Below are 23,097 nucleotides of genomic sequence, written 5' to 3' on the forward strand. Positions count from 1 at the left end.
CGAGGTCAAGAGAACCTGAGGTCACCCCGGCACGGTACCCGGACGGGTCGGGGTGCCTGCGGTGAGCCGTTCGACGGCCGAGCGCCACTGGGTGAGGTCGGTGGCGACCAGCCGTCCGGGGTGGACGGCCGCGAGCGCGGCGCACCACGGTTCGCCGTCCGGCAGCAGGTCGGCGACGTGGTCGGCCTGCTCGACGAGCCGGCACCGGCCGTGGACGAGGAACGCGCACGGGACGGCGGCGCTGCGGCTTGGACCGGCGCACCGGCGCACGTCGTACCCGGCGCGGCGCAGCGCCTCGGTCTGCGGGGTCTCCCACAGCGACCGGGACTCCACGAGCACGGTAGGTCTCGCCGTCCCGGGCGGCCAGCCCGGCATCAGCCCGTCGGTGGCAACCTCGAGGAAGACGACGCCGCCCTCCGTGGCGCCGACCACGGCAGCGCCCATCCGCCGCAGCACCCGCAGCATCGGGTCGTTGTCCATCCGGACCGCGGCGGTGAAGACGCCGATGCCGCGCTGGCGAGCGAGACCGGCGAGCCGGTCGAGCAGTCGCGGGCCGAGCCCGCGGCCCTGGTGGTCGTCGGCCACGGCCACCCCCATCTCCCAGGTGCCGTCGTCGCGCTCCAGGCGCGCCTCACCCACCACCCGGTCCCCGGTGACGGCGACGACGCCGAAGGCCGCCGTGTCGTCGAGGGCGGCCAGGCGGTCGGCGAGCTCCGGCGGCACCCGGGTGGAGAAGCGCATCAGCATCGCGCGCTCGCCGAGCCCGGCGTACAGGGCGGCCACGGCTGCGCAGTCCGCGGCGGTCTCCTCCCGGACGAGCAGCGACGGGGTCACGGCGGCCGTCATCCAGGCAGACTGTGTCGAGGCGCCGGACCCGGCGAAGGGTCGAAGGTCCCTCACCGGGGCGACCGACCGGGTGCTCGCCGACTGTTCCCCGAACCGTTCCCGACGCGACACCACGGTGTCGCGTCCTGCCCCGCCTGTCCTGGTTGCCTCGTGGTGTGCGGGTCGCGATCGTCACGGAGTCCTTCCTCCCTCACGTCAACGGCGTCACGAACTCGGTGCTGCGGGTGCTCGAGCACCTGCGGCGGCACGGCCACCAGGCGCTGGTGCTCACGCCCGGCTACCCGCCGCAGCGGTACGAGGGCGCTCGCGTCGTGGGCCTGCCGTCCGTGCCGATGCCGGGCTACCCCCAGGTCCGGCTCTCGGTCGCCACCGCCCGCGCCATCACCAGGGAGCTCAAGGCATTCCAGCCGGACGTCGTCCACCTCGCCTCGCCGTTCACGGTGGGCGGGCCAGCGGTGCGGGCCGCGGCACGACTCGACGTCCCGGTCGTCGCGGTCTACCAGACGGACGTCGCCGGGTTCGCCACCCGCTACGGGCTGGGCGTCACCGGGGACGTCGCCTGGCGGCGGATCCGCAACATCCACAACAGGTCCACCTTGACGCTGGCGCCCTCGCACGCGGCGGCCGACGACCTCGAGCGGCACGGCGTGCCCGACGTCCGCCTGTGGCCGCGCGGTGTCGACACGAGCGCCTTCTCCCCGGGGCACCGGGACGCCGGGCTGCACCAGCGCCTCGGTCGCGGTTCGGTGCTCGTCGGCTACGTCGGCCGGCTGGCGGCGGAGAAGCAGGTGGAGGACCTGGCCGCGCTGCGGGCCCTGCCCGACACCCAGCTGGTCGTCATCGGTGACGGGCCCGCCCGCGGCGACCTGGAGAGGGCCCTGCCCGGCGCGGTCTTCACCGGCCTGCTGACCGGCCGGTCGCTGTCCCGGGCGGTCGCCACCTTGGACGTCGCGGTGCAGCCCGGACCGCACGAGACCTTCTGCCAGGCGGCGCAGGAGGCCATGGCGAGCGGCGTGCCGGTGGTCGCCGTCGGCGCCGGGGGCGTGCGCGAGCTGGTCGACAGCAGCCGAACCGGGTGGCTGTACCCGCCGGGCGAGCTGGGCGCGATGCGCACGGCCGTGGCCGACCTCGTCGGTGACGCGGCCAAGCGCCAAGCGATGGGGGCGGCGGCCCACGAAGCGGTCCGGTCGCGCACCTGGCCGGTGGTGTGCGAAAGCCTGCTGCGGTACTACGAGGACGCGATCTCCCGCGCCGCTGACCGGGTGGCCCGGTGAGAGTCGTCCACGTCACGAACGCGTACGCGCCGCGCAGCGGCGGTATCCGGACGACGGCGCACGCGCTGGGCCGCGGGTACCGGGCCCAGCGCCACGACTTCGTCCTCGTAGTGCCCGGGCGCACGGCGGCGGACGAGGAGCACGAGTGGGGCCGGCTCGTCGAGCTGCCGGGCCCGGTGGTGCCGGGCACCGGCGGCTACCGCGTCCTGCTCGACGTCCCGCGGGTGCAGGCGACGCTCGACGGCCTGGCCCCGGACCGGCTGGAGGTCTCCGACCGGCTCTCGCTGCGCAGGCTGGGGGGCTGGGCGCGCCAGGTCGGTGTGCCGTCGCTCGTCATCGCCCACGAGCGGGTGGACGGCGTGCTGCGCGCCCACCTGCGGCTCGGCGAGCGAGCCGCCCGAGCGGTCGCCGACCGGCACAACGCCGGCACCGCACGGATGTTCGACCGGATCGTCGCCACGACCCGGTACGCCGCGACCGAGTTCGACCGGATCGGTGTCCCGACCACGCACGTGCCGCTCGGGGTGGACCTGGACGCGTTCCGCCCCCTGGCACGAGGGGGTTCCGGACCGTCGACCCTTTCGGGACCGTCGACCCTGGTGCTGTGCAGCAGGCTCTCCCGGGAGAAGCGCCCCGACCTCGCCGTCGACGCGCTGCGGGTGCTGGTCGGCCGCGGGCTGGAGGCCCGGCTCGTCGTGCTCGGGGACGGCCCGGTGCTGCCGTCGTTGCGGCGCCGCGCCCGGGGGCTGCCCGTCGACTTCCTCGGCCACGTCGGGCAACGGGAGCGAGTGGCCCGGCTCCTCGCCGAGGCGGACGTCGCCCTGGCGCCCGGGCCCGTGGAGACGTTCGGCCTGGCGGCCCTGGAGGCACTGGCGTCCGGGACACCGGTGGTGGCGTCGTCCACCTCCGCGGTCGCCGAGCTCGTCGCCGGCGACGCCGGCCGGTGCGCGCCGCCGGAGCCGCAGGCCCTGGCCGACGCGGTCCTGGACGTCCTGTCGTGGCCCGTCCACGTGCGCCGGGCGGCCGCGCGGCGGCGGGCCGAGCGCTTTCCGTGGGCCGCCACCACCCGGGCCATGCTGGCGGTGCACGCCGCACCGGCGCCGTCCGGAGTGGCGCGGTGAGCAGGTACGGGGCGGGCGGGCCGCTGGCGATCGCGCACCGCGGCGGCGCGGCACTGGCGCCGGAGAACACCGTCGCGGCGTTCGAGCGGTCCCTCGCCCTCGGCTACCGGTACCTGGAGACCGACGTGCGGGTGACCTCGGACGGCGTCTGCGTCGCCGTCCACGACCGCGGCCTGCGGCGGGTCACCGGCGTCGCCGGCCGCGTCGCCGACCTGTCCTGGGACGACGTCCGGTCGCTGCGGGTCCTCGGCCGCGAGCCGGTGCCACGGCTGGACGACCTGCTGACGCGCTGGCCGGACGTCCGCTGGGTGCTCGACGTCAAGCAGCCGGAGGCGCTGTCCTGCCTCGTCGCGACGGTCCGGGACTGCGGGGCGGCGTCCCGGGTCTGCCTCAGCGGCACGTGGGACCGCTGGCTGGGGCACGCCCGCCGCGCACTGGGACCGGACGTCACCACCGCACTAGGCTGGCGGTCCCTGGTGTCCCTGCTGCGGGGCGCGAGCCCGCGATCGGACGGCGCCGGCTTCGCGCACGTGCCGCTGCGGTTCGCCGGCCGGCGGCTGCCGTCGGCCCGTCTCGTCGAGCGGGCGCAGGCCCTGGGGCTGCGGGTCGTGGTGTGGGGCGTCGACGACCGGGCCGAGATGCACCGGCTGCTCGACGACGGCGTCGCCGGCGTCATCACCGACCGCACCGACGTCCTGCGCGAGGTGCTCGTGGCCCGGGACGCCTGGACGGCGCCTGCCGACGACTCCCCTCACCCCACCGAGGGTTCGCGCCTGCAGTGGCGGTAACCGGGGCCGTTTCGAGGCGGATTCACCGCCACTTCGTCAGCGAACCTCGCCTGCAGCGTCGGCCCACGGGCCGATCACCGGCGTCCACTCGGTGACGGTGTAGCCGGCGACGATCCCCTCCCTGCGGAACGGGTCCCCGGCGACGAGCTCGGCCACGGCGTCCTTGTCGGGCGCCCTGACGACGATGAGCGCGCCGTGCGGCTCCCCCGGGGCGTACGCGCCGGCCGCCACGACCACCCCCCGGTCGGCGAGGTCGCGCAGGTAGGCGCGGTGCTCGGCGCGGTGGGTGTCACGGGCGGCGGTGTCCTCGGTGTAGGCGTAGTGCAGGGCGTAGACCGGCATGACGGCGAGACTGCCACACCCGCCGGGCCGAGGCCGAGGCCGCGCGAGGCCGCGCGCGGGCTCGAGGCTGCACCCACGGCGGGGCACGGGCGGGCGGCGCTACCCCGACCGGCCCGTCGCGTACCGGAACCTCAGCCGCTGACCGGGGCGCACCTGGGCGCACCGGTCGACGTCGGCGTCCCGGACGTACCCCGGGACCGGGTACCCGCCGGTCACCGGGTGGTCGGCGAGGAACACCACCGGGTGCCCGGACGGCGGCACCTGGACGGCGCCGCGCAGCATGCCCTCGCTCGGCGGCTCGGCGCCGGTCCGTCGCGCCAGCGCCAGCGCCGTGCCCTCGAGGCGGACCCCGATCCGGTTGCTGTCGGCACCGACCGTCCACGCCGACCCGGTGAGCACGTCCCAGCCGGCGGGGTCGAGCACCTCCGGCCGGGGCCCGGGCAGCACCACGACCGTCACCTCCCCGGCGGCGGGCTCGGCGACCGGTGCGACGTCCACGCCCGGGAACGGGCCGCGGCGGGCCCCCACCGGCAACCGGTCCCCCGCCGCCACGACCGGCGGGCCGATCCCGGAGAGCAGGTCGGTGGCCCGCGAGCCGAGCACCGGGGTGACGTCGACACCGCCGCGGACGGCGACGTACGTGCGCAGTCCGGCCGGCGGGACGCCCAGGTCCAGGCGCGCCCCCGCCGGCAGGTGCACGGGGGTCAGGTGCGGCGCCCCCGGGCACCGGGCACCGGCGACGGCGACGTCCAGCGCGCCGTCGGCCTCGACCACCAGCCCGCCGAGGGTGACCTCCAATGTGGCGGCGTCCGGCGGGTTGCCGACGAGCGCGTTGGCGAGCCGGTGCGCGGCCCGGTCCGCCGCCCCCGAGCGACCGATCCCCAGCGCGCCGCGGCCCGGCCGGCCGAGGTCCTGGACGGTGGTCAGCGGCCCGGTCCGCAGCACGCGCAGCGCCCGCGTCCCTGCCCCGTGGGCGGTCACGTGGCCTCCGCGGTGAACCGCACGCGGACGCCGGGCCGCAGCAGCGAGGGCGGGTCCCGGTCAAGGTCCACGAGCCGGACGCCGGACGACCCGATGACCTGCCACCCGCCCGGGGACTCCCGCGGGTACACGCCGGCGTACCCGCCGGCCAGGGCCACCGCCCCCGCCGGCACCCGGACCCGGGGCCGCTCGCGCCGGGGGACGTCCCAGTCGAACTGGCGGCCGGTGAGGTACCCGAAGCCCGGCGCGAAGCCGCAGAAGGCGACCATCCACTCCTCGGCCTGGTGGCGGGTGACGAGCTCGTCGACGGTCCAGCCGAGCAGGCCGGCGGCGGCGTCCAGGTCCGGGCCGTCGTACCGCACCGGGATCTCCACCGGGTCCCCGTCCGGCACCTCCCTCGGGACGCCGCTCCCGGCCGCGGCCGCCGTCCGGACGGCGGAGACGACCGTGGCGCGGTCGGCGTCCGGGGTGAGGGCGAGCAGGACGGTGCGGGCGGCCGGGACGACGTCGAGGACGCCGGGCGGCGGGTCCGCGACGAGCCGCGCGTACAGGGCGTGCACCCGCTCGAGCGAGGGCAGCTCGACGAGCAGCCCGTGGGACCCGGCCGGCAGCAGCCTCATCGGGCGAACGCGACGAGCGCCACCCCGGCCGCCTCGAGCCGGGTGCGGACCTGCCGGGCGACCTCGACCGCCCCGGGGGTGTCGCCGTGCACGCACACCGAGTCCGGGCGCACCACGAGCGGGTCGCCGTTGACGTCGGTGATCGGCTCGCCGGTGGCCATCGCCACGCAGCGCCGGGCGACCTCGTCCGGGTCGTCCAGGACGGCGTCCGGCCGGCCGCGGGGGACGAGCGTGCCGTCCGGGGCGTAGGCGCGGTCGGCGAACGCCTCGTGGACGACGGGGAGGCCCTCCTCCTCGGCCCAGCGCAGCCACAGCGAGCCGGGCAGGCCCATCACGGCGAGCCCGGTGCCGTAGTCGCGGACGGCGCCCACGACGGCGGCGGCGTGCTCCTCGTCCTGGCCGGCCGCGTGGTAGAGGGCCCCGTGCGGCTTGACGTAGCGCACCCGGTCGCCCGCGGCCCGGGCGTGGCCGTCGAGGACGGCGATCTGGTCGAGCACCTGCCGTCGCAGGGTCGCCCCGTCCACCTCGACGCGACGGCGCCCGAACCCCTGCGGGTCCAGGTAGGAGACGTGGGCCCCGACGGCGACGCCGCGGGCCACCGCCGCCTCGCACACCCTGCGCATCGTGGTGTCGTCCCCGGCGTGGTAACCGCAGGCCACGTTGGCGCTGCTAACCAGCCCGAGCAGCGCGTCGTCGTCCCCGACGCCCTCGCCGAGGTCGCAGTTAAGGTCCAGGGTCAGGCCCACCGGTCCATTGTGGCGCCGCGGTCGCGGCCGCGGGGACTACGCCGGTCGGGTGATGCGCCCGGCCACTCGTACGGGCGCCGGGGCGGGACGCCGATGCCCCTGGCCGTGAGACGTCCCGAGCAGGTCGCCCTCGCGGTGCTCGCTGCCGCGCTGCTCGGCTACGTCGTCCTCGGCGCGTCCGGACCCGAGCTGCCCGGCGTCTACGCGGCGATCGCGGTCGGTGCCCTGGTGACCGCGGCGACGGCGCTGCGACGGCACCCGCCCGCGCGGCCCCGTCCGTGGCGGTGGGTGCTCGCCGGGATGACCGGCTGGGTGGCCGGCGACGTCCTCTGGGAGGTCGAGACCGGGCTGCTCGAGGTCACCGGCTTCCCGACCGGGGCGGACGTGCTGTACCTCGCCGGTTACCTGGCGCTCGGCGTCGGCGTCCTCACGATGGTGCCGCAGCGCGACCGCCGCTCGGACGTCGGCGACCTGCTCGACGCCGCCATCGTGACCGCGTGCGTGGCCGTGCCGCTGACGGTGTTCGTCCTGCTCCCGGCCGTGGAGGACCCCAGTCTCACGCCGCTGGGGGTGGTGGTGACGGCGGCCTACCCGCTGCTCGACCTGTTCCTGCTCGCCGTGCTCGTTCGGCTGCTGCACTCCACGGGCGCCCGGTCGGCGCCGGTGTGGCTGCTCACCGCCGCTGTGACCGCCGAGCTCGTCACCGACGTCTCCTACCAGGCCTGGACCCTGGCCACCGGGTTCGACCCGCAGTCGGTCTGGTTCGACGCCGGCTGGCTCCTGGGCTACCTGCTGCTGGCGGCCGCCCTGTGCCTGCGCACCGACGGCGCGGTCATTGCACGCCCGGCCCGGCTCGGCGAGGAGCCCTGGCGGGGCCGGCTCGCCGTCCTCGGCCTGGCGGGCGTCGTCCCGGTCGGCACCCTCGTCGTCGACGCGCTGACCGGCGAGCCGGTCCGGTGGCAGGTGCACGCCGTGGCCGCGCTCGTCGCGGTACTGCTCGTCGGCGCCCGGTTCGCCACCCTGCTGGCCCAGGTCCAGTCCGCTGCGCGAGAGCTCTCCCGGCTCGCCCGACACGACCCGTTGACCGGGGCGCCGAACCGGCGCAGCTGGGACCACGCGCTGCGCCGCGCCACCGACCGGGCCCGCCAGGACGGCCGGCCGCTCAGCGTCGCGATGCTCGACCTGGACCACTTCAAACGGTTCAACGACGAGCACGGCCACCTGGCCGGCGACACGCTGCTCCGCGAGGCGTTCACCGCCTGGCGGGACCACCTCGGCCCCGAGCACGTCATCGCCCGGTACGGCGGGGAGGAGTTCGCGCTGCTGTTCCCCGGGACCGACGTCTCGCAGACCCGCCGGCTGCTCACGCGGCTGCGCGCGGTCACGCCCCACCAGCAGACCTTCTCCGCCGGAGTCGCGCGCTGGGACCCCCGGACCCCACCGACGACCGCCCTGGACGCCGCGGACGCCGCCCTGTACGAGGCCAAGCACCGCGGCCGGGACCGGGTGGTGGTCGCCCGGACGTCGACGGACGACGTCGGCGAGCCGCCACCGTTCGAGATCGTCGTCCAGCCGGTGGTCGAGCTGGCCACCGGCCAGGTGGTGGGGTACGAGGCCCTCCCCCGGTTCGCCGCCGACGAGGACGCCAGCACCGCCGTCGCCGCCGCGCACGACGCCGGCTACGGCGACCTGCTCGAGGCCGCGGTGCTGCGCGCCGCGCTGGCCCTCTCCGGCCGGCCGGAGGGCACCGACCTGTACCTCGCCGTCAGCGCCTCGGCCGTGGACTCGGCCCGGTACCACGAACAGCTGCCCGACCGCCTCGACGGCGTCGTCCTCGGACTCACCGCGGACGACGACGTCGTGGACTGGCCGGCCCGTGCGTCGCTGCTCGACGACCTGCGCCGTCGCGGGGCCCGCGTGGCCGTGAACGACCTGGGTGACGGCGCGGGGGACCTGGAGCGGTTCCTCACCGTCCGCCCGGACGTCGTGCGGCTCGCCTCCCGGCTCGTCGCCGGCGTCGCCGGCGACCCCGGTCGGCAGCGGCTCGTGGCGGCGGTCGCGCGACTGGTGGCCGAGTCGGGTGCGGCGGTCTGCGCCGACGGGGTCGACACGGCGGAGGACCTCGCCGCCCTGCGTGCCACCCGGGTGGCGCTGGTGCAGGGGGACGCGCTCGGCTCGGCCGCGGTGCACTGGGCCATCGGCCGTCCGCGGCAACCGGCCGCTCAGGTCGGCCCCGGACGGGACGGACCGGTCCTAGCATCGGGCACGTGACGGCGGGACCCGGCCAGCGTGCGGTGAGCGAGCGTGCGGTGGGCGAGCGTGCCGTGAGCGAGCGTGCCGTGGGCGAGCTGCACGCCGCCCTCCCGGCCGACGTCGTCCTGACCGACCCGGCGAGCACCGACGCCTACCGGCGGGACCACGCCGGGTTCGGCCCGGCCGGCGTCCCGCTGTGCGTGGTCCGCCCCACCTCTACCGAGCAGGTGCAGGAAGTGCTCCGCTGGGCCACCCGGCACCGGGTCCCCGTCGTGCCGCAGGGCGCGCGGAGCGGCCTGTCCGGTGGGGCGAACGCCGTGGACGGGTGCGTCGTCGTCTCGATGACCCGGATGGACCGCATCCTCGAGATCGACCCCGTGGACCAGGTGGCGGTCGTCGAGCCGGGCGTCGTCAACGCGGTGCTCTCGCGAGCCGTCCTCGAGCAGGGGCTGTTCTACCCGCCCGACCCGTCGTCGTGGGAGATCTCGACGATCGGCGGCAACATCGCCACCAACGCCGGAGGCCTGTGCTGCGTCAAGTACGGGGTGACCACCGACTACGTCCGCGGCCTCGACGTCGTCCTCGCCGACGGGCGGCTGCTGCGGACCGGACGACGGACGGCGAAGGGCGTCGCCGGGCTGGACCTCACCCGCCTGGTCGTCGGCTCGGAGGGGACGTTGGGTGTCGTCACCCGGGCCACGCTGTCGCTGCGCCCGGCGCCGCCGCCTGCCCTCACCGTCGCGGCCGTGTTCGGCGCCGTCCCCGCCGCGCTGGCGGCCGCCAACCGCATCATGTCCAGCGGCCTGTCGCCGTCACTGCTGGAGTACCTCGACGCGACGACCGTCGCGGCGGTGCAGGCCCTTCGCGACATGGGGCTGCCGCCGGACGCCAGCGCGATGCTCATCGCCCAGTCCGACCGGGCCGGGCTCGCCGAGCAGGACGTCGCCGAGATGGGACGCATCTGCGCCGACGAGGGAGCCGTGGACGTCGCGGTCGCCTCGGACGCCGAGGAGTCGGCGCTGCTGCTGACCGCCCGCAGGATGGCGATCACAGCGCTGGAGCAGTTCGGCACGCTGCTCGTCGACGACGTGGCGGTGCCTCGCGCCAGGCTGGCCGACCTGCTCGCCGGTCTGGAACGGATCGCCGGGGAGCGCGACGTCCGGATCGCCTGCCCGGCGCACGTCGGCGACGGCAACACCCACCCCACGGTCGTGTTCGACCCAACCGACCCCGCAGCGGCCGAGCGGGCGCAGCTCGCGTTCGCCGACGTCATGCGGCTCGGGCTGTCTCTCGGAGGAACCATCACCGGGGAGCACGGCGTGGGGCAGCTCAAGCGCTCCCTGCTGCGCACCGAGCTCGGCGAGGTCTCCCACGACCTGCAGCAGAGCATCAAGGACCTGTTCGACCCCCTCGGCATCCTCAACCCCGGCAAGGCCCTCTAACCCCCGGCCCACTCCCCCGTGATCATGCAATCCCGCCACCCCACCCCTTCCGTGATCATGCAATCCCGCCACCCTGCCCACCCTCCCCGTGATCATGCAATCCCGCCACCCTGCAGCGTCACCAATTGCCTGCACAATGCTGAGCTGGCGGCACGACACGCCGGAAAACATGAAAGAAACCCAGCATTCTGCTGACGGACGCTGAGGCTCCCCGCGAGTCCACCGGCTCACCTAGGTGGTTGTCATGTCCAGAATGATCCGACCGGGACTACGGAGTGCGGCACGTACGGAACCAAGGCGTGGTCATCCCAGAGCCACGCGTGATGAGTCGTTACGCGCCGTCCTCAGGAGGACAGCGTCCCCAGCAGCGGACGTGTGCGCCAAGACACTTGGCGGCAGGGGGGCGGACCGCAACAATCGCCTGAGTCCCCTCCGGCCACTCAGGAACTACGCCGCAAATGAGCAGGACCGAGAGCGTCGGACCATCACTACAGAAACGTACAGCATTTTGCGATGCAAACCTCGGGTACGGGTGGCGGGATTGCATGATCACGGAGAGGACGGGGGTGGCGGAATTGCATGATCACGGGGGGAGGGCGCGATGGGGTTCGAGAACGTGAAGGGCCCCGTCCGGCGGGGGGGGCGCCAGGACGGGGCCTGACCCCGGGTCAGTGACCCAGGGGACCGAGGCCGGGGGGGCAGCCTCGGAACTCGGAGGACTCTCAGTCCCCTACTTTACCGGCAGCGGCCTCGGTCGCCTCAGCCGCGGCCTCGGCGGTCTTGGCGGCGGACGTCGCGGCGCCCTTGGCGGCCGTCCTGGTCGCCGCGGCACGCTTGCGAGTGGTCCTCGCCGTGCGCTTGGCCGCCGCCTGGGTGCCCGTGGTACCCGTGCGCGTGGTCCGCCGTGCCTGCTCGGTGGCCTCGCCGGCCTCCCGGGTCGCGGTCGTCACCGTGGCCTTGACGGCGGTCTCGACGTCCTCGGCGCCCCGACGCACTGTCGTCACGGCGGCCTTGGTGCGGGACACCGCCGTCTTGCCCTGGGCGAGCAGCTCCTGGGTGGCCCGCTGGTGGCGGATACGCTCGACGAGCCTCTTGCCGCGCTCAGACAGGCCCTCGTAGGCCTCCTCGACCCGCCCCGCGGCCTCCAGGCCCTTGGTGATCGCGAACGTCGGCGCGTGCTGCACGCGGTCGGACACCTTGCCCACCTCGAGCTCGGCCCGGACCTTCGCGGCGCGGGCCTGCGCCTCGCGCAGCCGCTCGACGGCCAGGTCCGTGACGCCTACGACGGCGTAGCCGGTGTCGGCGGCGGTCTTCTTGATCTCGTCGGTGATCGGCATGTCAGTTTCCTCCTTCGGACGCCGGACGCTTGGCCGGCGTGCGTGTACGGGTGGTGGCCGTCTTCGTCGAAGTCCGCTTCGTCGCAGCCCGCTTCGCCCCGGTCCGCGTCGTCGCAGCCGGTTTCGGAGTGATCCGCTTGGTCCCGGTCTGCTTGGTCCCGGTCTGCTTCGTCGCGGTCGCCCGCCGCCTGCTCTGGCGCGTGGCCTGCGCGCCAGCCGCTCCGGCCAGCGCCTCGTCGACGGCCTCGACGACGCCCTGCGACGCAGCACCCTCCCGCTCGTTCTCGGTCCGGAAGGTCGTGTAGATGTCGAGCAAAACCTGACGCTGTCGCTCGGTGAGGTGGGGGTCGGCGAGCACGGCGGTCTCCACCTCGATCCGGTCGCCGTGGTCCTCGAGCAGGCCAGCCCGGACGTAGAGCGCCTCGGCGGAGATGCGCAGCCCCTTCGCGATCTGCTGCAGCACCTCAGCGCTCGGCTTGCGCAGCCCGCGCTCCACCTGGCTGAGGTACGGGTTGGACACCCCGGCGGCCTCAGCGAGCTGACGCAGGGACAGCTTCGCGGACTCACGCTGCTCCCGCAGGTAGTCACCGAGCTGCTCGGTCACCCTCATCGCCGACATGCCCCCATGGTGCTATCTACAGCAAGCAAATGCAAGCCCAGAGCAAGCACGAACCGCGGTGAGCCCAGCTGCGTGTGGGCTCACTGGCTGCGCACCGCGCGCTACCGACCGACGATTGGCGTCATTGCGGCATGGCCGGTCGGACCACGGTGCCGGGATGCTCGACGAGCAGGGCCGCGAGCCCCCGCGCCTCTGTTCCCCGGCAGGGCGCGGGGGTCTCGCACACCACAGCCGCAGGCCACAGCCGCGCACCGAGCACCCAGCACCAAGCACCAAGCACCGCACGTCGGGCGCCTCTGCCAGGATTCGCCGCATGACCGGCACGCTCATCACTGTCGCCCCGACCGGGGCCGAGGTCGACAAGGCCCAGTGGCCCCAGCTGCCGACCAGCCTCGAGGAGCTCGTCACCGAGGCCCAGGCGTGCGAGGCCGCCGGGGCTGCGATGGTCCACGTGCACATCCGGGACGACGAGCACCGCCCGACCCTGGACCTCGGCCGCCTGAAGGCCACCGTCGAGGCTCTCCGGGAGCAGACCTCCCTCGTCGTCCAGCTGTCCACCGGGGGAAGCGTCCACGACAGCCTCGACAGCCGCCTGCGGGTGCTCGACGCACTGCCGGACTCCTGCTCGCTGACCTGCGGCAGCGTGAACTTCGGCGACGACGTCTTCCTCAATCCCTGGCACCTCATGTCGGACCTGTACGTCCAGGCCCGGGAGCGGCAGATCGTGCCGGAGTTCGAGATCTTCGACCTCGGACACGTCGCCTCGCTGCGCCGCCTCATCGACACCCACGGCCTCCCGTTCGGCGGGCGCGTCCACGTCGACCTCGTCACCGGCGTCCCTGGCGGGATGCCGGGGACGACGCACGCGGTGGTGGCCGCGGTGCAGATGCTGCCGGCGGAGGTCACCTCCTGGTCGGCCACCGGGATCGGACGCAGCCACCTGCCGGTGATGGCCGCGGCCCTGTCCCTCGGCGGGCACCTGCGGGTCGGCATGGAGGACAATCTCATGTACGACCGCGGCCGGCCGGTCTCCGGCAACGTCGAGCTCGTCGAGCGGGCAGCCCGGTTGTCCACTGAGCTGCAACGACCGCCGCTGTCGACCGACGAGGCGCGTACTCTGCTGGGTACCACCGACCGGAGGGGAACGTCGTGAGCGACGAGGTCACACTGGCTCATCGCCGTCTGGACCGGGTGCTGCAGCCTGGTCTGGTCGAGCGTGCCGGCTCACTGGGGGACGACGAGCTGCTGGCGCTGCGGGCCGAGGCGGCCGAGGAGGAGGACGAGCTGTCCTACCGTCGCCGTCTCCTGCAGGGCCGGCTGGACCTGCTGCGCGCCGAGCTCGACCGACGCCGCAACGGCACAGGCCACGCCGTCCGCGGCGGCAGCGACGCTGAGCTGGTCGCCGCGCTCAGCGCCGTCCTCGTCGACCGGGCACGCCGCAGCTCAGGGACCCACCTCGCCGAGCCACGCCCGTCCACTGCGCCGCGGCGCCGCCGCGCCGACGAGGTGGCCGTGGACGACGTCCACCTCAGTCAGCCGGCCGACCTGACCGACGACGAGCTCACCGGCGCGGTCGAGCAGCTCGCCGCGCTGGAGAGGCATGTCTCGGCGGTCCGCCGCGAGGTCCAACAGGTCGCCGACGCCCTGGACGCCGAGGTGGAGCGCCGGGTCTCCGTCGGCGCCCTGTCCGCCGCGGACTGAACCACCCGGGGCACTGAACAGCCCCGGGCTACCATCGGCACATGCTCGAAGCCGTCTTCACCGCCCTCCTCGTGCTGGCGTCACTCGTCATCGGCTGGTTCGCCGTCTACACGGTGTACAAGCTGTACAAGGGCCAGAGCTGACGTGCCGATCGAGATCGGGCCGGACACGCCCCCGGCACTGGTCCCCTTGGCCTGGCTGATCGGTCGCTGGGAGGGCGCCGGCGTCGTCGGCTACCCGACGATAGAGGAGCGCCGCTTCGGGCAGGAGGTCGAGTTCTCCCACGACGGGCGGCCGTTCCTGCACTACCGCTCGCAGGCCTGGCTGCTGGACGACGACGGCAACCAGGTCCGGCGGCTCGCCTCCGAGACCGGGTACTGGCGGGTGCCGCAGCCGGCGGACGACGGCGCCCACCCCGAGCAGGCCGACCAGCCCGGCACCGAGATCGAGGTGCTGCTCGCCCACCCGACCGGGATATCCGAGATCTACCTCGGCCGGGTCCAGGGACCGCGCATCGACCTCGTCACCGACGTCGTGGCACGAACGAGCACGGCCAAGGAGTACACGGCGGCGCAACGGATGTACGGCCTCGTCGACGGGGACCTCATGTGGGTGATGGACATGGCGGCGATGGGCCAGGAGATGCAGCCGCACCTGTCGGCCCGGCTCAAGCGCGTCTGACCAGCCCCAGCCATCCGCACAAGGCCTCCACCGGCCCCACCGTGGCGACGAGCCGGCGCTCGACCTGCCCCGCAGCGGCCGACCGGGTCGCCCAGCCTTGGGCGATTCCCGCCGGTCGTCGACCTGCCTCCATGTCCCCGCACTGCAGGTGGGCACCGGCCTGTCGCGCGCCGTCCGCACCCGCGAGTCCACCCGGACGGGTGACCCGGACAACTGCGCCCAGTACAGGTCGGCGGGTTCGGTGCCGATACCGGCGGGCAAGAAGGACGAGGTGGTCGGGTATGCCGAGCAGGACGGGGGACGTGCCCGTGCGGGGACCTGCCGGTGCGCTGGAGCGCGTGGGCGACTTCGGGCCGCTGCACCCGCTTGTGATGGTGGCGCACGGGCGCTACCTCGTCGGGGACCACGAGCAGGCTGCCGCCGCGTGCGCCTGGCTGCTCCCGGTCGCGCGCCTCGCCGGCGACGACCGGACCCAGCGCTACCTGCACTACCTCGCCGCCATCGTCGCCCAGGAGCTCGGCCGGCTCGACGAGGCCGAGGAGCAGGCGCGCGCCGTACTCGCCGGACCGGCGGACCCGCTGGACCCGCTGTGGCGGGCCAAGGGCCTGAGCCTGCTCGCCGAGCTCGACCTCGAACGCGGTCACCCGGCCGAGGCGATGGACCGGATCGCGGCGGCGACCCGGCTCGTCGAGGGCGCCCCGCTGACCTACCAGCACCTGTCCGCCACCCAGGCGATCGGTCTGGCGCTGCGCCGGCTGCACCTGTACGAGCAGTCCGACGCGATGCAGATGAGCCTGCTGGGGCACCCCGGCGGCAGCCTCCTTCTGGACGCCGTCGTGCTCGCCCAGGCGGCCCTGACCCGCACCCTGTGGGGTGTCGTGGTCGAGCTCACCGGTGACCACGAGCAGGCACGTGCGCACTACCTGGAAAGCCTCAGCCGGGTGTACCGGCTGCGGCGTCTCGCCCAGCGCCTGGGCCACGACGAGTTCGCCCACCGCGCGGACCTGCACGAGGGCTTCCTCCGCCACCGGCTGGGGGACACCGACGGGGCGTGGCTGATGCTCACCACCAGGTGGGACGGCGTCCCGCCGCGCGAGACCCTGCCGGAGACCCGGCTCGGGCACACCGCGCTGGCCCTGCTGTCGGCCGAGGCCGGGGACGGCGAGACCGCGGCCGAGCACGTCGCCGCCGCCCGCCGGGACACGACGGACGACGTCCTGCTGGCCTGGTCGTTCGCCGTCGCCGCCCAGGTCGCCGCCGCGGGCCGGCCGCCCACGGCGGCCGCCACCGAGTGGCGCGAGCTGGCCCGGTACGCCATCAGGGAGCTGCTGACCGACCGGACCGACCGCTACGAGTCGCTGCGGCACCGCATCCTGCTGGCCGAGCTCTCCGAGGAGAGCGCGACGGCCGTGGCCAGCGCCCGGCTCGACCCGTTGACCGGGGTGGGCAACCGGCGGCTGCTGGAGGACCGGCTGGCCGCCGGCGGCCGCTACAGCGCGGTGTTCGTCGACATCGACCACTTCAAGCGGGTCAACGACGAGCACTCGCACGCCGTCGGCGACGCCGTCCTGGTGCGCCTCGGCGAGCTGCTGCGCCGGCACTGCCGCGCCGACGACCTCGTCGTGCGCTACGGCGGGGACGAGTTCGTCGTCCTCGTGCCCGGGGAGCAGCGGGACGCCGAGCGGGTCGCCACCCGGGTGCTGGCGGCGGTGCGCTCGCAGGACTGGGGGGGCTTCGCCGAGGGGCTGCGGGTGAGCGTGTCGATCGGGGTCAGCCGGCAGCGGTCGGTGGGCAGCGCGCTGCGGTGCGCCGACGGCGCCCTGCAGCAGGCGAAGCGCCGCGGCCGGGACCGGGTCGTCGTGGCCGCCGAGACCGGTCCGCGGGAGCCGTCACCCGAGTCCGCGGGCGAGCCGCCGGCACGGTTCGCCGGCGCCTGAGCCCGACCGAGCCCGACTGAGCCCGACTGAGCCCGACTGAGCGGCTCAGGCGCCGACGAGGACCTCCTGCGCGGCGGCGACCCCGTCGACCGTGAGCACGGCGTCCACCGGGGTGGAGCGCTTGACCAGCGCCAGCGCGACCGGTCCGAGCTCGTGGTGACGGGCGCTCGACGTGACGAACCCGACCGCTCGCTGCGGGCCGAGAACCTCGCTGCCGCGGGGCGGCAGGTGGTGCCCGGAGCCGTCGAGGTGCAGGAGCACGAGCCGCCGGGGCGGACGGCCCAGGTTGTGCACCCGGGCGACGGTCTCCTGCCCGCGGTAGCAGCCCTTGCGCAGGTGGACGGCGGTGCGCAGCCAGTCCACCTCGTGCGGGATGGTGCGGTGGTCGGTCTCGAACCCGAACCGCGGCCGGCAGGCGGCGACCCGCAGCGCCTCCGCCGCCCAGGTGCCGGCCAGGTCCCAGTCACCGACGTGGTCGACGAGCCGGTCGCGGGGCACGAGCACCTCCCGCCACGGCCGGGTAGCCCCGGGGTGGGCGTCGTCGTCCACGGGGTTGTACCGGGCGCTCACCGGCCCGGTCCGCGGCCACGGGTCGACCCAGGCCAGCGGCTCCCCGGGCGCCGACTCCCGGCGCACCGGCTCGCCGAGCACGGCCCACTGCGCCGTGACGTCGGTGACCTGCACCCGCAGCATGAACCGCATGGAGTCCAGCCAGCCGGCCAGCGCCGGCGCGGTGCCCGGCTCGACGGTGATCCACGTCGCCTCCCCGTCGTCGACGAGGTGCAGGACATGCTCGACGTGCCCCTTCGGGGACAGGACGAGGTCCTCGACACTGGCGCGCGGGGGGAGGTCCGCGACGTGCTGGGTGGTCAGCGAGTGCAGCCAGGACAGGCGGTCCGGCCCGGTGACGGTGACGACACCGCGGTGGGACAGGTCGACGAAGCCGAGCCCCTGCTCGAGCAGCCGCTGCTCGCGCACCGGGTCGCCGTAGTGCCAGGCGACCCCGGCGTCCGGGCCCTCTCCCTCGACAGCGCCGTGCCGGTCGAGCAGCGGGCTGCGGTACTGGGTGGTGGTCTCGGTCACGTCGTCCTCAGCGTCGGGCGGACAGGTCGGATTCCCCAGGGGCGGGCCCGGGCTCGTGGGCCGCGGCGCAGTCGCTGCACAGCCCGTGCAGGGCCAGGTGCCGGACGTCGGTGCGAAAGCCGTGCTCGCTGCGGATCCCTCGGGCGAGGGCGTGGCCGTGCTCGGCGGACGCCTCCTGGACCCGGCCGCACTGCCGGCACACGAGGTGCAGGTGCTCCTGCGGGCGGGTCGAGTGGTACGTGGGCGCACCGTGCTCGAGGTGGGCGTGGGTGACCAGGCCCAGGTCCTCGAGCAGCTCGAGGGTCCGGTAGACGGTCGCCAGGCTGACCTCCGGGCCGCGCCCCTGAAGGTGCGCGGCGACCTGCTCGGCGGTGGCGTGCCCGAGCTCGTCGACGGCGTCCAGGACGCACCGCCGCTGCGGCGTGCTGCGCAGGCCTCGGCTGCGCAGCGCGTCGGAGAGCACGTCAGCGGCCACACCCCCAGGGTAGGCCGCCCCGTGAACGCCGCCGGCTCAGTGGACGCCGGCGGCCCCCTGGACGCCGGCGGCTCAGTGGACGCCGAGGCACCGGTAGCGGGCCAGCCGGTCGGCGTAGCGCTGGCGCGGGTCCGCCTCGAGCAGCCGGACCAGGTCGTGCTGGAGCACCTGCCCGACCCGGCGGCAGAAGTCCTCCGGCTCGTCCGCGGCGTCCGGGTGCTCGGCGACCACCCGGTCGACGATGCCGGCGCGGAGCAGGTCCAGCGAGCGGACCCCCTGCTTGTCGGCCATCTCGGCCGCGTGCTCGACGTCCCGGTGGACGATGGCGCTGGCCCCCTCCGGCGGCAGCGGCGACAACCAGGCGTGCTGCGCTGCGACCACCCGGTCAGCGGGCACGAGCGCGAGCGCGCCGCCGCCGGTGCCCTGGCCGAGCAGCAGGGAGACGGTGGGCGCGTCGAGGGTGACGAGCTCGGCGAGGCTGCGGGCGATCTCACCGGCCAGCCCGCCCTCCTCGGCCTCCTTGGACAGGGCGGCGCCGGGGGTGTCGATGACGGTGACGAGCGGCAGCCGCAGCTCACGGGCCAGCCGCATCCCGCGGCGTGCCTCGCGCAGCGCGGCCGGGCCGAGCGGGGACTCCGAGGTCTGCCCGCGGCGGTCCTGGCCGAGGACGACGCACGGGGCCCCGCCGAAGCGGGCCAGGGCGATGAGCAGGCCGGGGTCGGCCTCGCCCTCACCGGTGCCGTTGAGCGGGACGACGTCGGAGGCCGCGTACCGCAGCAGCCGGCGAACCCCGGGCCGGTCCTGCCGTCGCGAGCGGGTGACGGACTCCCAGGCGGGGACGTCGGGCAGGTCCTCCAGCGGCAGCTCGGGCACCTCCGGCAGGCCCTCGCGGGGGGACAGCAGCACGGTCAGGGCGCGGTCCAGGACGGCGGCCACCTCCTGCGGCGGCAGCACGGCGTCGACCAGGCCGCGGGCGAAGAGGTTCTCCGCGACCTGGACCCCGGGCGGGAACGGCTCGCCGTACAGGGCCTCGTACACCCGTGGGCCGAGGAAGCCGACGAGCGCACCGGGCTCGGCGACGGTGACGTGGCCGAGGGAGCCCCAGGAGGCGAGCACGCCACCGGTGGTGGGGTGGCGCAGGTAGACGAGGTAGGGCAGCCCGGCGGACTTGTGCTCGGCGATCGCGGCGGAGATCTTCACCATCTGCAGGAAGGCGACCGTCCCCTCCTGCATCCGGGTGCCGCCGGACACCGGCGCCGCCAGCAGCGGCAGCCCCTCGGCGGTGGCCCGCTCGACCGCCTGGACGAGCCGTTCGGCGGCGGCCACGCCGATCGACCCGGCGAGGAAGGCGAACTCGGTGGCCATCACGGCGACCCGGCGGCCGTTGATCCGGCCCTCGCCGGTGACGACGGCCTCGTCCAGGCCGGTGCGCTCGCGGGCGGCGGCGAGCTCGGCGGCGTAGTCGTCGTCCGCGCTGACCGCCAGCGGCGCGGCGTCCCAGCGGCTGAACGAGTCGTCGTCCAGGACGAGGTCGACGAGCTCCAGCGCGCCCAGCCGGCGTCCGGCGGCGGTCACAGCGACTCCACCCACGCCCGGACGGCGTCGGCGTCGCCGTCCAGCAGCGGCGGCGGGCGGTGGTCGGTGCGGGTCGTCTCGGTCTCGCCGTCCGGGCCCGGGGCGAAGAACCGCAGCGGCGGCCCGGGCAGGCTCACCCGGCCCAGCGTGGGGTGCTCGACGTCGACGAGCAGCCCCTGCGAGCGGGTCTGGTCCCACTCGTACACCTCGTCGAGGGTGCGGACCTTGCCCGCCGGGATCCCGGCCGCCGCCAGCCGGGGCAGCAGCCGCTCGGCCTCGGTGCCGGCGAACGCGTTCTCGACGAGGTCGATGACTCGCTGCCGGTTGGCGACCCGCTCGGCGTTGGTGGCCAGCCCGTCCGCGGTGGCGTCCAGGCCGAACTCGGCGCAGAAGCGCTGCCACAGGCCCTCGCTGCCGACCGCGATCTGCACCGCGCCGTCGGCACAGCGGAACAAGCCGTACGGGCAGATCGACGGGTGGTGGTTGCCCTGCGCGTGGGGCACCTCGCCGGCCACGGTCCACCGGGTGCCCTGGAAGGCGTGGACGCCGACGATGGCCGCCAGCAGCGACGTCCGCACCACCTGGCCCCGACCGGTGCGCTCCCGCTCCAGGAGGGCGGCGAGCACGCCGTAGGCCCCGTACATTCCCGCGAGCAGGTCGCCGATCGGCACGCCGACCCGCTGCGGGTCCTCCGGCCCGGACCCGGTCAACGACATCAGCCCCGCCTCGCCCTGGGCGATCTGGTCGTACCCGGCGCGCCCGCCCTCCGGGCCGTCGTGCCCGAACCCCGAGATCGACAGGACGACGAGACGCGGGTTCAGCTCGGCCAGCCGCCCGGTGGAGTACCCGAGCCGGTCCAGCACCCCGGGCCGGAAGTTCTCCAGCAGCACATCGGCCCTGCGAACCAGCGCCTCCAGGACGTCGCGGCCCTCGTCGCTCTTGAGGTCCAGGGCGATCGACTCCTTGTTGCGGTTGCAGGACAGGAAGTACGTCGACTGTCGCTGCCCCCCGCCCACTGGCTCGACGAACGGCGGCCCCCAGCCGCGCGTGTCGTCACCGGTGCCGGGGGTCTCCACCTTGATCACCCGGGCGCCCAGGTCGCCGAGCATCATCCCGGCGTGCGGGCCCGCCAGAGCGCGGGTCAGGTCGACGACGACGGTGCCTGCGAGCGGGCCGGAGCGAGACATGGGGTGAAGCGTAGGGACCGCGCTGCGGTGCGCGGGCCGTCACGACTCGACGGTTCTCGCGGCGCTGATCCGGCAGTTCTGCGCCGTCCTCGGCCGCAGTGATCGCCAGGCGAGCCGCAGTGATCGCCAGATGAGGAGGAGGAAGATGAGGTGAGGAACGGGCCGTGCGCGTGACGCGGACGACGCACCAGGCAGTTCCTCCTCCCCCGGTGGCGATCAGGACCTTGGTCACCACTGTGCAGCGGTGTGGCATACCCGCCCCGCTCCGGCGGTTGACCCGCACGTGAGCCCCAGCCCGCCCGAGCGCCCCGCCGGCGGCGCCCGCCGTCGTCCGGCCGCGCGGTGCCCGCTGCGACCGGGCGAGCCGTGCACGCTGTGCGTCCCGGGCGCGACCGGGCCGCAGGACTGCGGGCTGGTCTACCTCGTCATGGACGACGACGAGCTGCGCGAGGAGCTGACCCGCAACCGGGTCGGCCGCACCCGCTGACCCGCGGCCGCACCGGCCGAGCCGGCCGCACCGACTGAGCCGCGGGCGCACCGGCCGAGCGGCCCCTGCCGCCGAGATGCGAACCTGGCCAAAGCGGCCATAGTGGGCACCACGCACCTGTCGCCTCGGGAGAGGGGCTCGACGTGGAGTCCATCGAGCCGGCGTACGGCACCGGGCCGCTGCTGCTCGTCGCCGCGTCCGCCGTCGCCGTCCTGCTGTTCCTCATCATGCGGCTGCGGCTGCACGCGTTCGTCGCGCTCGTCCTGGTCAGCCTGCTCACCGCGCTGGCAACCGGGATCCCGGTCGGCGACATCGTCGACATCCTGCTGGCGGGCTTCGGCTCGACGCTGGCCTCCGTCGCGCTGCTCGTCGGCCTCGGCGCGATGATCGGCAAGCTGCTCGAGGTCACGGGCGGGGCGAACGTGCTTGCCGACACGCTCGTCAACCGGTTCGGGGAGAAGCGTGCGCCGCTCGCCCTCGGGGTGACCTCGCTGCTGTTCGGCTTCCCCATCTTCTTCGACGCCGGCTTCGTGATCATGCTGCCGATCATCTTCAGCGTGGCCCGGCGCTTCGGCGGCTCGCTGCTCACCTACGCCCTCCCGTCGGCCGGGGCGTTCGCCGTCATGCACGCCTTCACACCGCCGCACCCCGGCCCGGTCGGCGCCGCCGGGATCCTCGGCGCGGACATCGGCCTCGTCCTCGTCGTCGGCCTGCTCATCGGGCTGCCGACCTGGTACATCGCCTCCTACCTGTTCGGGCTGTGGGCCGGTGGGCGGTATCCCCTTGCGCTGCCGGAGAACTCACCGTTCGGCGGCCGGGACGACCTCGAGCGGCCGGACGACGCCCCGCCGGCGTCCGCGGGGGACGTGGCCGTGGGCGAGCGCACCCACGTCCGCCGCCCCGCCTTCGGCACGGTGCTGGGGTTGCTCCTGCTGCCGCTCGTGCTGATCCTGCTCAACACCGGTCTGAACACCCTCGCCACGGCCGGCGTCATCGACGGCGAGTCCACCGCCGTCCAGGCCCTGCGGCTGGTCGGCCAGACGTCGGTGGCCCTGCTCATCACGACACTTGTGGCGATGTGGGTGCTCGGGCGGGAGCGGTTCAGCCGCAGCGAGGTCGAGTCGATCGTCAACTCCTCGCTCGGACCGGTCGCCTCGGTCATCCTCGTCACCGGAGCGGGCGGCATGTTCGGTGGCGTGCTGCGTGCCTCCGGCATCGGGGAGGCGCTCGCCGACAGCCTGGACGCGATCGGGCTGCCGGTGATCCTGGCCGCGTTCCTCGTCGCCACCGCGCTGCGGGTAGCCCAGGGGTCGGCCACCGTGGCGCTGACGACGACCGCTGGTCTGATGTCGCCGGTCGTCGCGGCGTCGGACCTGTCCTCCGTGGCCGTCGCGCTGATCGTCGTCGCGATCGCCTCCGGGTCGACGGTGCTGTCGCACGTCAACGACTCCGGCTTCTGGCTCGTCGGCCGCTTCCTCGGGATGGACGTGAAGACGACCCTCAAGACGTGGACGGTGATGGAGACACTGATCGGCCTCGTCGGCTTCGCCCTCGCCGCGCTGCTGTACGCGTTCGTGTAGGCCCGCCTGCCCCGCCGCCCAC

22 protein-coding genes are annotated in these 23,097 nt (G+C 74.9%); 11 read left to right on the forward strand and 11 right to left on the reverse strand.

Going from position 1 to position 23,097, the window contains the following annotated elements; translation table 11 throughout:
• Nucleotides 1-21: 21 nt before the first annotated feature.
• Nucleotides 22-846, reverse strand: coding sequence for a GNAT family N-acetyltransferase (locus HJG43_12795; GenBank protein UER55271.1), 825 nt, complete (start codon nt 844-846; stop codon nt 22-24).
• A gap of 155 nt (nt 847-1,001) precedes the next feature.
• Between HJG43_12795 and HJG43_12800 the strand changes: the two genes are divergently transcribed.
• From HJG43_12800 to HJG43_12810, 3 genes are read left to right on the forward strand one after another with little or no spacing between them, the layout of a single operon-like run.
• Complete coding sequence (locus tag HJG43_12800) at nt 1,002-2,120, forward strand: glycosyltransferase family 1 protein (GenBank protein ID UER55272.1); 1,119 nt, start codon at nt 1,002-1,004, stop codon at nt 2,118-2,120.
• Nucleotides 2,117-3,241 (forward strand): glycosyltransferase, encoded by a 1,125-nt coding sequence (locus tag HJG43_12805; GenBank protein UER55273.1) that lies wholly within the window; start codon nt 2,117-2,119, stop codon nt 3,239-3,241. Before HJG43_12800 ends, HJG43_12805 begins: the two co-directional genes overlap by 4 nt.
• Nucleotides 3,238-4,029 carry a glycerophosphodiester phosphodiesterase gene (locus tag HJG43_12810; protein ID UER55274.1) on the forward strand — a complete coding sequence of 264 codons (792 nt, stop codon included), beginning with the start codon at nt 3,238-3,240 and terminating at the stop codon, nt 4,027-4,029. The genes HJG43_12805 and HJG43_12810 overlap by 4 nt, the downstream gene beginning before the upstream one ends.
• Nucleotides 4,030-4,065: 36 nt before the next feature.
• Here HJG43_12810 and HJG43_12815 read toward each other — a convergent pair whose 3' ends face one another.
• From HJG43_12815 to HJG43_12830, 4 genes are all read right to left on the reverse strand, one after another.
• The gene (locus HJG43_12815; GenBank protein UER55275.1) at nt 4,066-4,371 is read right to left on the reverse strand and encodes a dehydrogenase; all 306 of its coding nucleotides are present in this window, start codon (nt 4,369-4,371) and stop codon (nt 4,066-4,068) included.
• A gap of 99 nt (nt 4,372-4,470) precedes the next feature.
• Nucleotides 4,471-5,352, reverse strand: a complete 882-nt coding sequence (locus tag HJG43_12820; protein ID UER55276.1) for a biotin-dependent carboxyltransferase family protein — start codon at nt 5,350-5,352, stop codon at nt 4,471-4,473.
• Nucleotides 5,349-5,972, reverse strand: a complete 624-nt coding sequence (locus HJG43_12825; protein ID UER55277.1) for an allophanate hydrolase subunit 1 — start codon at nt 5,970-5,972, stop codon at nt 5,349-5,351. The genes HJG43_12820 and HJG43_12825 overlap by 4 nt, the downstream gene beginning before the upstream one ends.
• Nucleotides 5,969-6,712 (reverse strand): LamB/YcsF family protein, encoded by a 744-nt coding sequence (locus HJG43_12830; protein ID UER55962.1) that lies wholly within the window; start codon nt 6,710-6,712, stop codon nt 5,969-5,971. Before HJG43_12830 ends, HJG43_12825 begins: the two co-directional genes overlap by 4 nt.
• Before the next feature lie 99 nt (nt 6,713-6,811).
• On the opposite strand from HJG43_12830, the gene HJG43_12835 reads away from it, so the two are divergent.
• Nucleotides 6,812-8,989, forward strand: a complete 2,178-nt coding sequence (locus tag HJG43_12835; GenBank protein UER55278.1) for a diguanylate cyclase — start codon at nt 6,812-6,814, stop codon at nt 8,987-8,989.
• A gap of 68 nt (nt 8,990-9,057) precedes the next feature.
• Nucleotides 9,058-10,413, forward strand: a complete 1,356-nt coding sequence (locus HJG43_12840; protein UER55963.1) for an FAD-binding protein — start codon at nt 9,058-9,060, stop codon at nt 10,411-10,413.
• Nucleotides 10,414-11,135: 722 nt separating this feature from the next.
• Here HJG43_12840 and HJG43_12845 read toward each other — a convergent pair.
• Both HJG43_12845 and HJG43_12850 read right to left on the reverse strand, forming a co-directional pair.
• On the reverse strand, nt 11,136-11,750 hold the full coding sequence (locus tag HJG43_12845) for a hypothetical protein (protein UER55279.1): 615 nt from the start codon (nt 11,748-11,750) through the stop codon (nt 11,136-11,138).
• A gap of 1 nt (nt 11,751) precedes the next feature.
• Nucleotides 11,752-12,369, reverse strand: a complete 618-nt coding sequence (locus HJG43_12850) for a helix-turn-helix transcriptional regulator (GenBank protein ID UER55280.1) — start codon at nt 12,367-12,369, stop codon at nt 11,752-11,754.
• Between the two features lie 313 nt (nt 12,370-12,682).
• Here HJG43_12850 and HJG43_12855 point away from each other — a divergent pair, with 313 nt between their 5' ends.
• The 4 genes from HJG43_12855 to HJG43_12870 all read left to right on the forward strand — a co-directional run bounded on the left by HJG43_12855 (nt 12,683) and on the right by HJG43_12870 (nt 16,688).
• The gene (locus HJG43_12855; GenBank protein ID UER55281.1) at nt 12,683-13,522 is read left to right on the forward strand and encodes a 3-keto-5-aminohexanoate cleavage protein; all 840 of its coding nucleotides are present in this window, start codon (nt 12,683-12,685) and stop codon (nt 13,520-13,522) included.
• Nucleotides 13,519-14,070: an aerial mycelium formation protein gene (locus HJG43_12860; GenBank protein ID UER55282.1), complete on the forward strand. Its 552-nt coding sequence runs from the start codon at nt 13,519-13,521 to the stop codon at nt 14,068-14,070. Before HJG43_12855 ends, HJG43_12860 begins: the two co-directional genes overlap by 4 nt.
• 144 nt (nt 14,071-14,214) lie before the next feature.
• Nucleotides 14,215-14,751: an FABP family protein gene (locus HJG43_12865; protein ID UER55283.1), complete on the forward strand. Its 537-nt coding sequence runs from the start codon at nt 14,215-14,217 to the stop codon at nt 14,749-14,751.
• A gap of 1,217 nt (nt 14,752-15,968) precedes the next feature.
• Nucleotides 15,969-16,688: a GGDEF domain-containing protein gene (locus HJG43_12870; GenBank protein UER55964.1), complete on the forward strand. Its 720-nt coding sequence runs from the start codon at nt 15,969-15,971 to the stop codon at nt 16,686-16,688.
• A gap of 45 nt (nt 16,689-16,733) precedes the next feature.
• Here the strand turns inward: HJG43_12870 and HJG43_12875 are convergent, their stop codons facing one another.
• From HJG43_12875 to HJG43_12890, 4 genes are all read right to left on the reverse strand, one after another.
• Nucleotides 16,734-17,771 (reverse strand): folate-binding protein YgfZ, encoded by a 1,038-nt coding sequence (locus HJG43_12875; GenBank protein ID UER55284.1) that lies wholly within the window; start codon nt 17,769-17,771, stop codon nt 16,734-16,736.
• Between the two features lie 7 nt (nt 17,772-17,778).
• Entirely contained in the window at nt 17,779-18,246 is a 468-nt protein-coding gene (locus HJG43_12880) for a transcriptional repressor (GenBank protein UER55285.1), read from the reverse strand.
• 72 nt (nt 18,247-18,318) lie between these two features.
• Nucleotides 18,319-19,821, reverse strand: a complete 1,503-nt coding sequence (locus tag HJG43_12885; GenBank protein ID UER55286.1) for an acetyl-CoA carboxyl transferase — start codon at nt 19,819-19,821, stop codon at nt 18,319-18,321.
• Nucleotides 19,818-21,008, reverse strand: a complete 1,191-nt coding sequence (locus tag HJG43_12890) for a CoA transferase (protein ID UER55287.1) — start codon at nt 21,006-21,008, stop codon at nt 19,818-19,820. Before HJG43_12890 ends, HJG43_12885 begins: the two co-directional genes overlap by 4 nt.
• Before the next feature lie 283 nt (nt 21,009-21,291).
• On the opposite strand from HJG43_12890, the gene HJG43_12895 reads away from it, so the two are divergent.
• Together HJG43_12895 and HJG43_12900 are read left to right on the forward strand one after the other, a co-directional pair.
• Complete coding sequence (locus HJG43_12895) at nt 21,292-21,495, forward strand: hypothetical protein (GenBank protein ID UER53204.1); 204 nt, start codon at nt 21,292-21,294, stop codon at nt 21,493-21,495.
• Nucleotides 21,496-21,638: 143 nt separating this feature from the next.
• On the forward strand, nt 21,639-23,075 hold the full coding sequence (locus HJG43_12900; GenBank protein UER55288.1) for a GntP family permease: 1,437 nt from the start codon (nt 21,639-21,641) through the stop codon (nt 23,073-23,075).
• Nucleotides 23,076-23,097: the final 22 nt, after the last annotated feature.

The sequence above is a fragment of the Kineosporiaceae bacterium SCSIO 59966 genome, assembly GCA_020881835.1.
Lineage (GTDB): Bacteria > Actinomycetota > Actinomycetes > Actinomycetales > SCSIO-59966 > SCSIO-59966.

What these genes read in the sequence shown, in the direction of transcription:
- HJG43_12795 (UER55271.1), bottom strand. Translation starts at nt 846, where the DNA reads ATGACGGCCGCCGTGACCCCGTCGCTGCTCGTCCGGGAGGAGACCGCC.
- HJG43_12815 (UER55275.1), bottom strand. Translation starts at nt 4,371, where the DNA reads ATGCCGGTCTACGCCCTGCACTACGCCTACACCGAGGACACCGCCGCC.
- HJG43_12825 (UER55277.1), bottom strand. Translation starts at nt 5,972, where the DNA reads ATGAGGCTGCTGCCGGCCGGGTCCCACGGGCTGCTCGTCGAGCTGCCC.
- HJG43_12835 (UER55278.1), top strand. Translation starts at nt 6,812, where the DNA reads ATGCCCCTGGCCGTGAGACGTCCCGAGCAGGTCGCCCTCGCGGTGCTC.
- HJG43_12845 (UER55279.1), bottom strand. Translation starts at nt 11,750, where the DNA reads ATGCCGATCACCGACGAGATCAAGAAGACCGCCGCCGACACCGGCTAC.
- HJG43_12850 (UER55280.1), bottom strand. Translation starts at nt 12,369, where the DNA reads ATGTCGGCGATGAGGGTGACCGAGCAGCTCGGTGACTACCTGCGGGAG.
- HJG43_12855 (UER55281.1), top strand. Translation starts at nt 12,683, where the DNA reads ATGACCGGCACGCTCATCACTGTCGCCCCGACCGGGGCCGAGGTCGAC.
- HJG43_12890 (UER55287.1), bottom strand. Translation starts at nt 21,008, where the DNA reads ATGTCTCGCTCCGGCCCGCTCGCAGGCACCGTCGTCGTCGACCTGACC.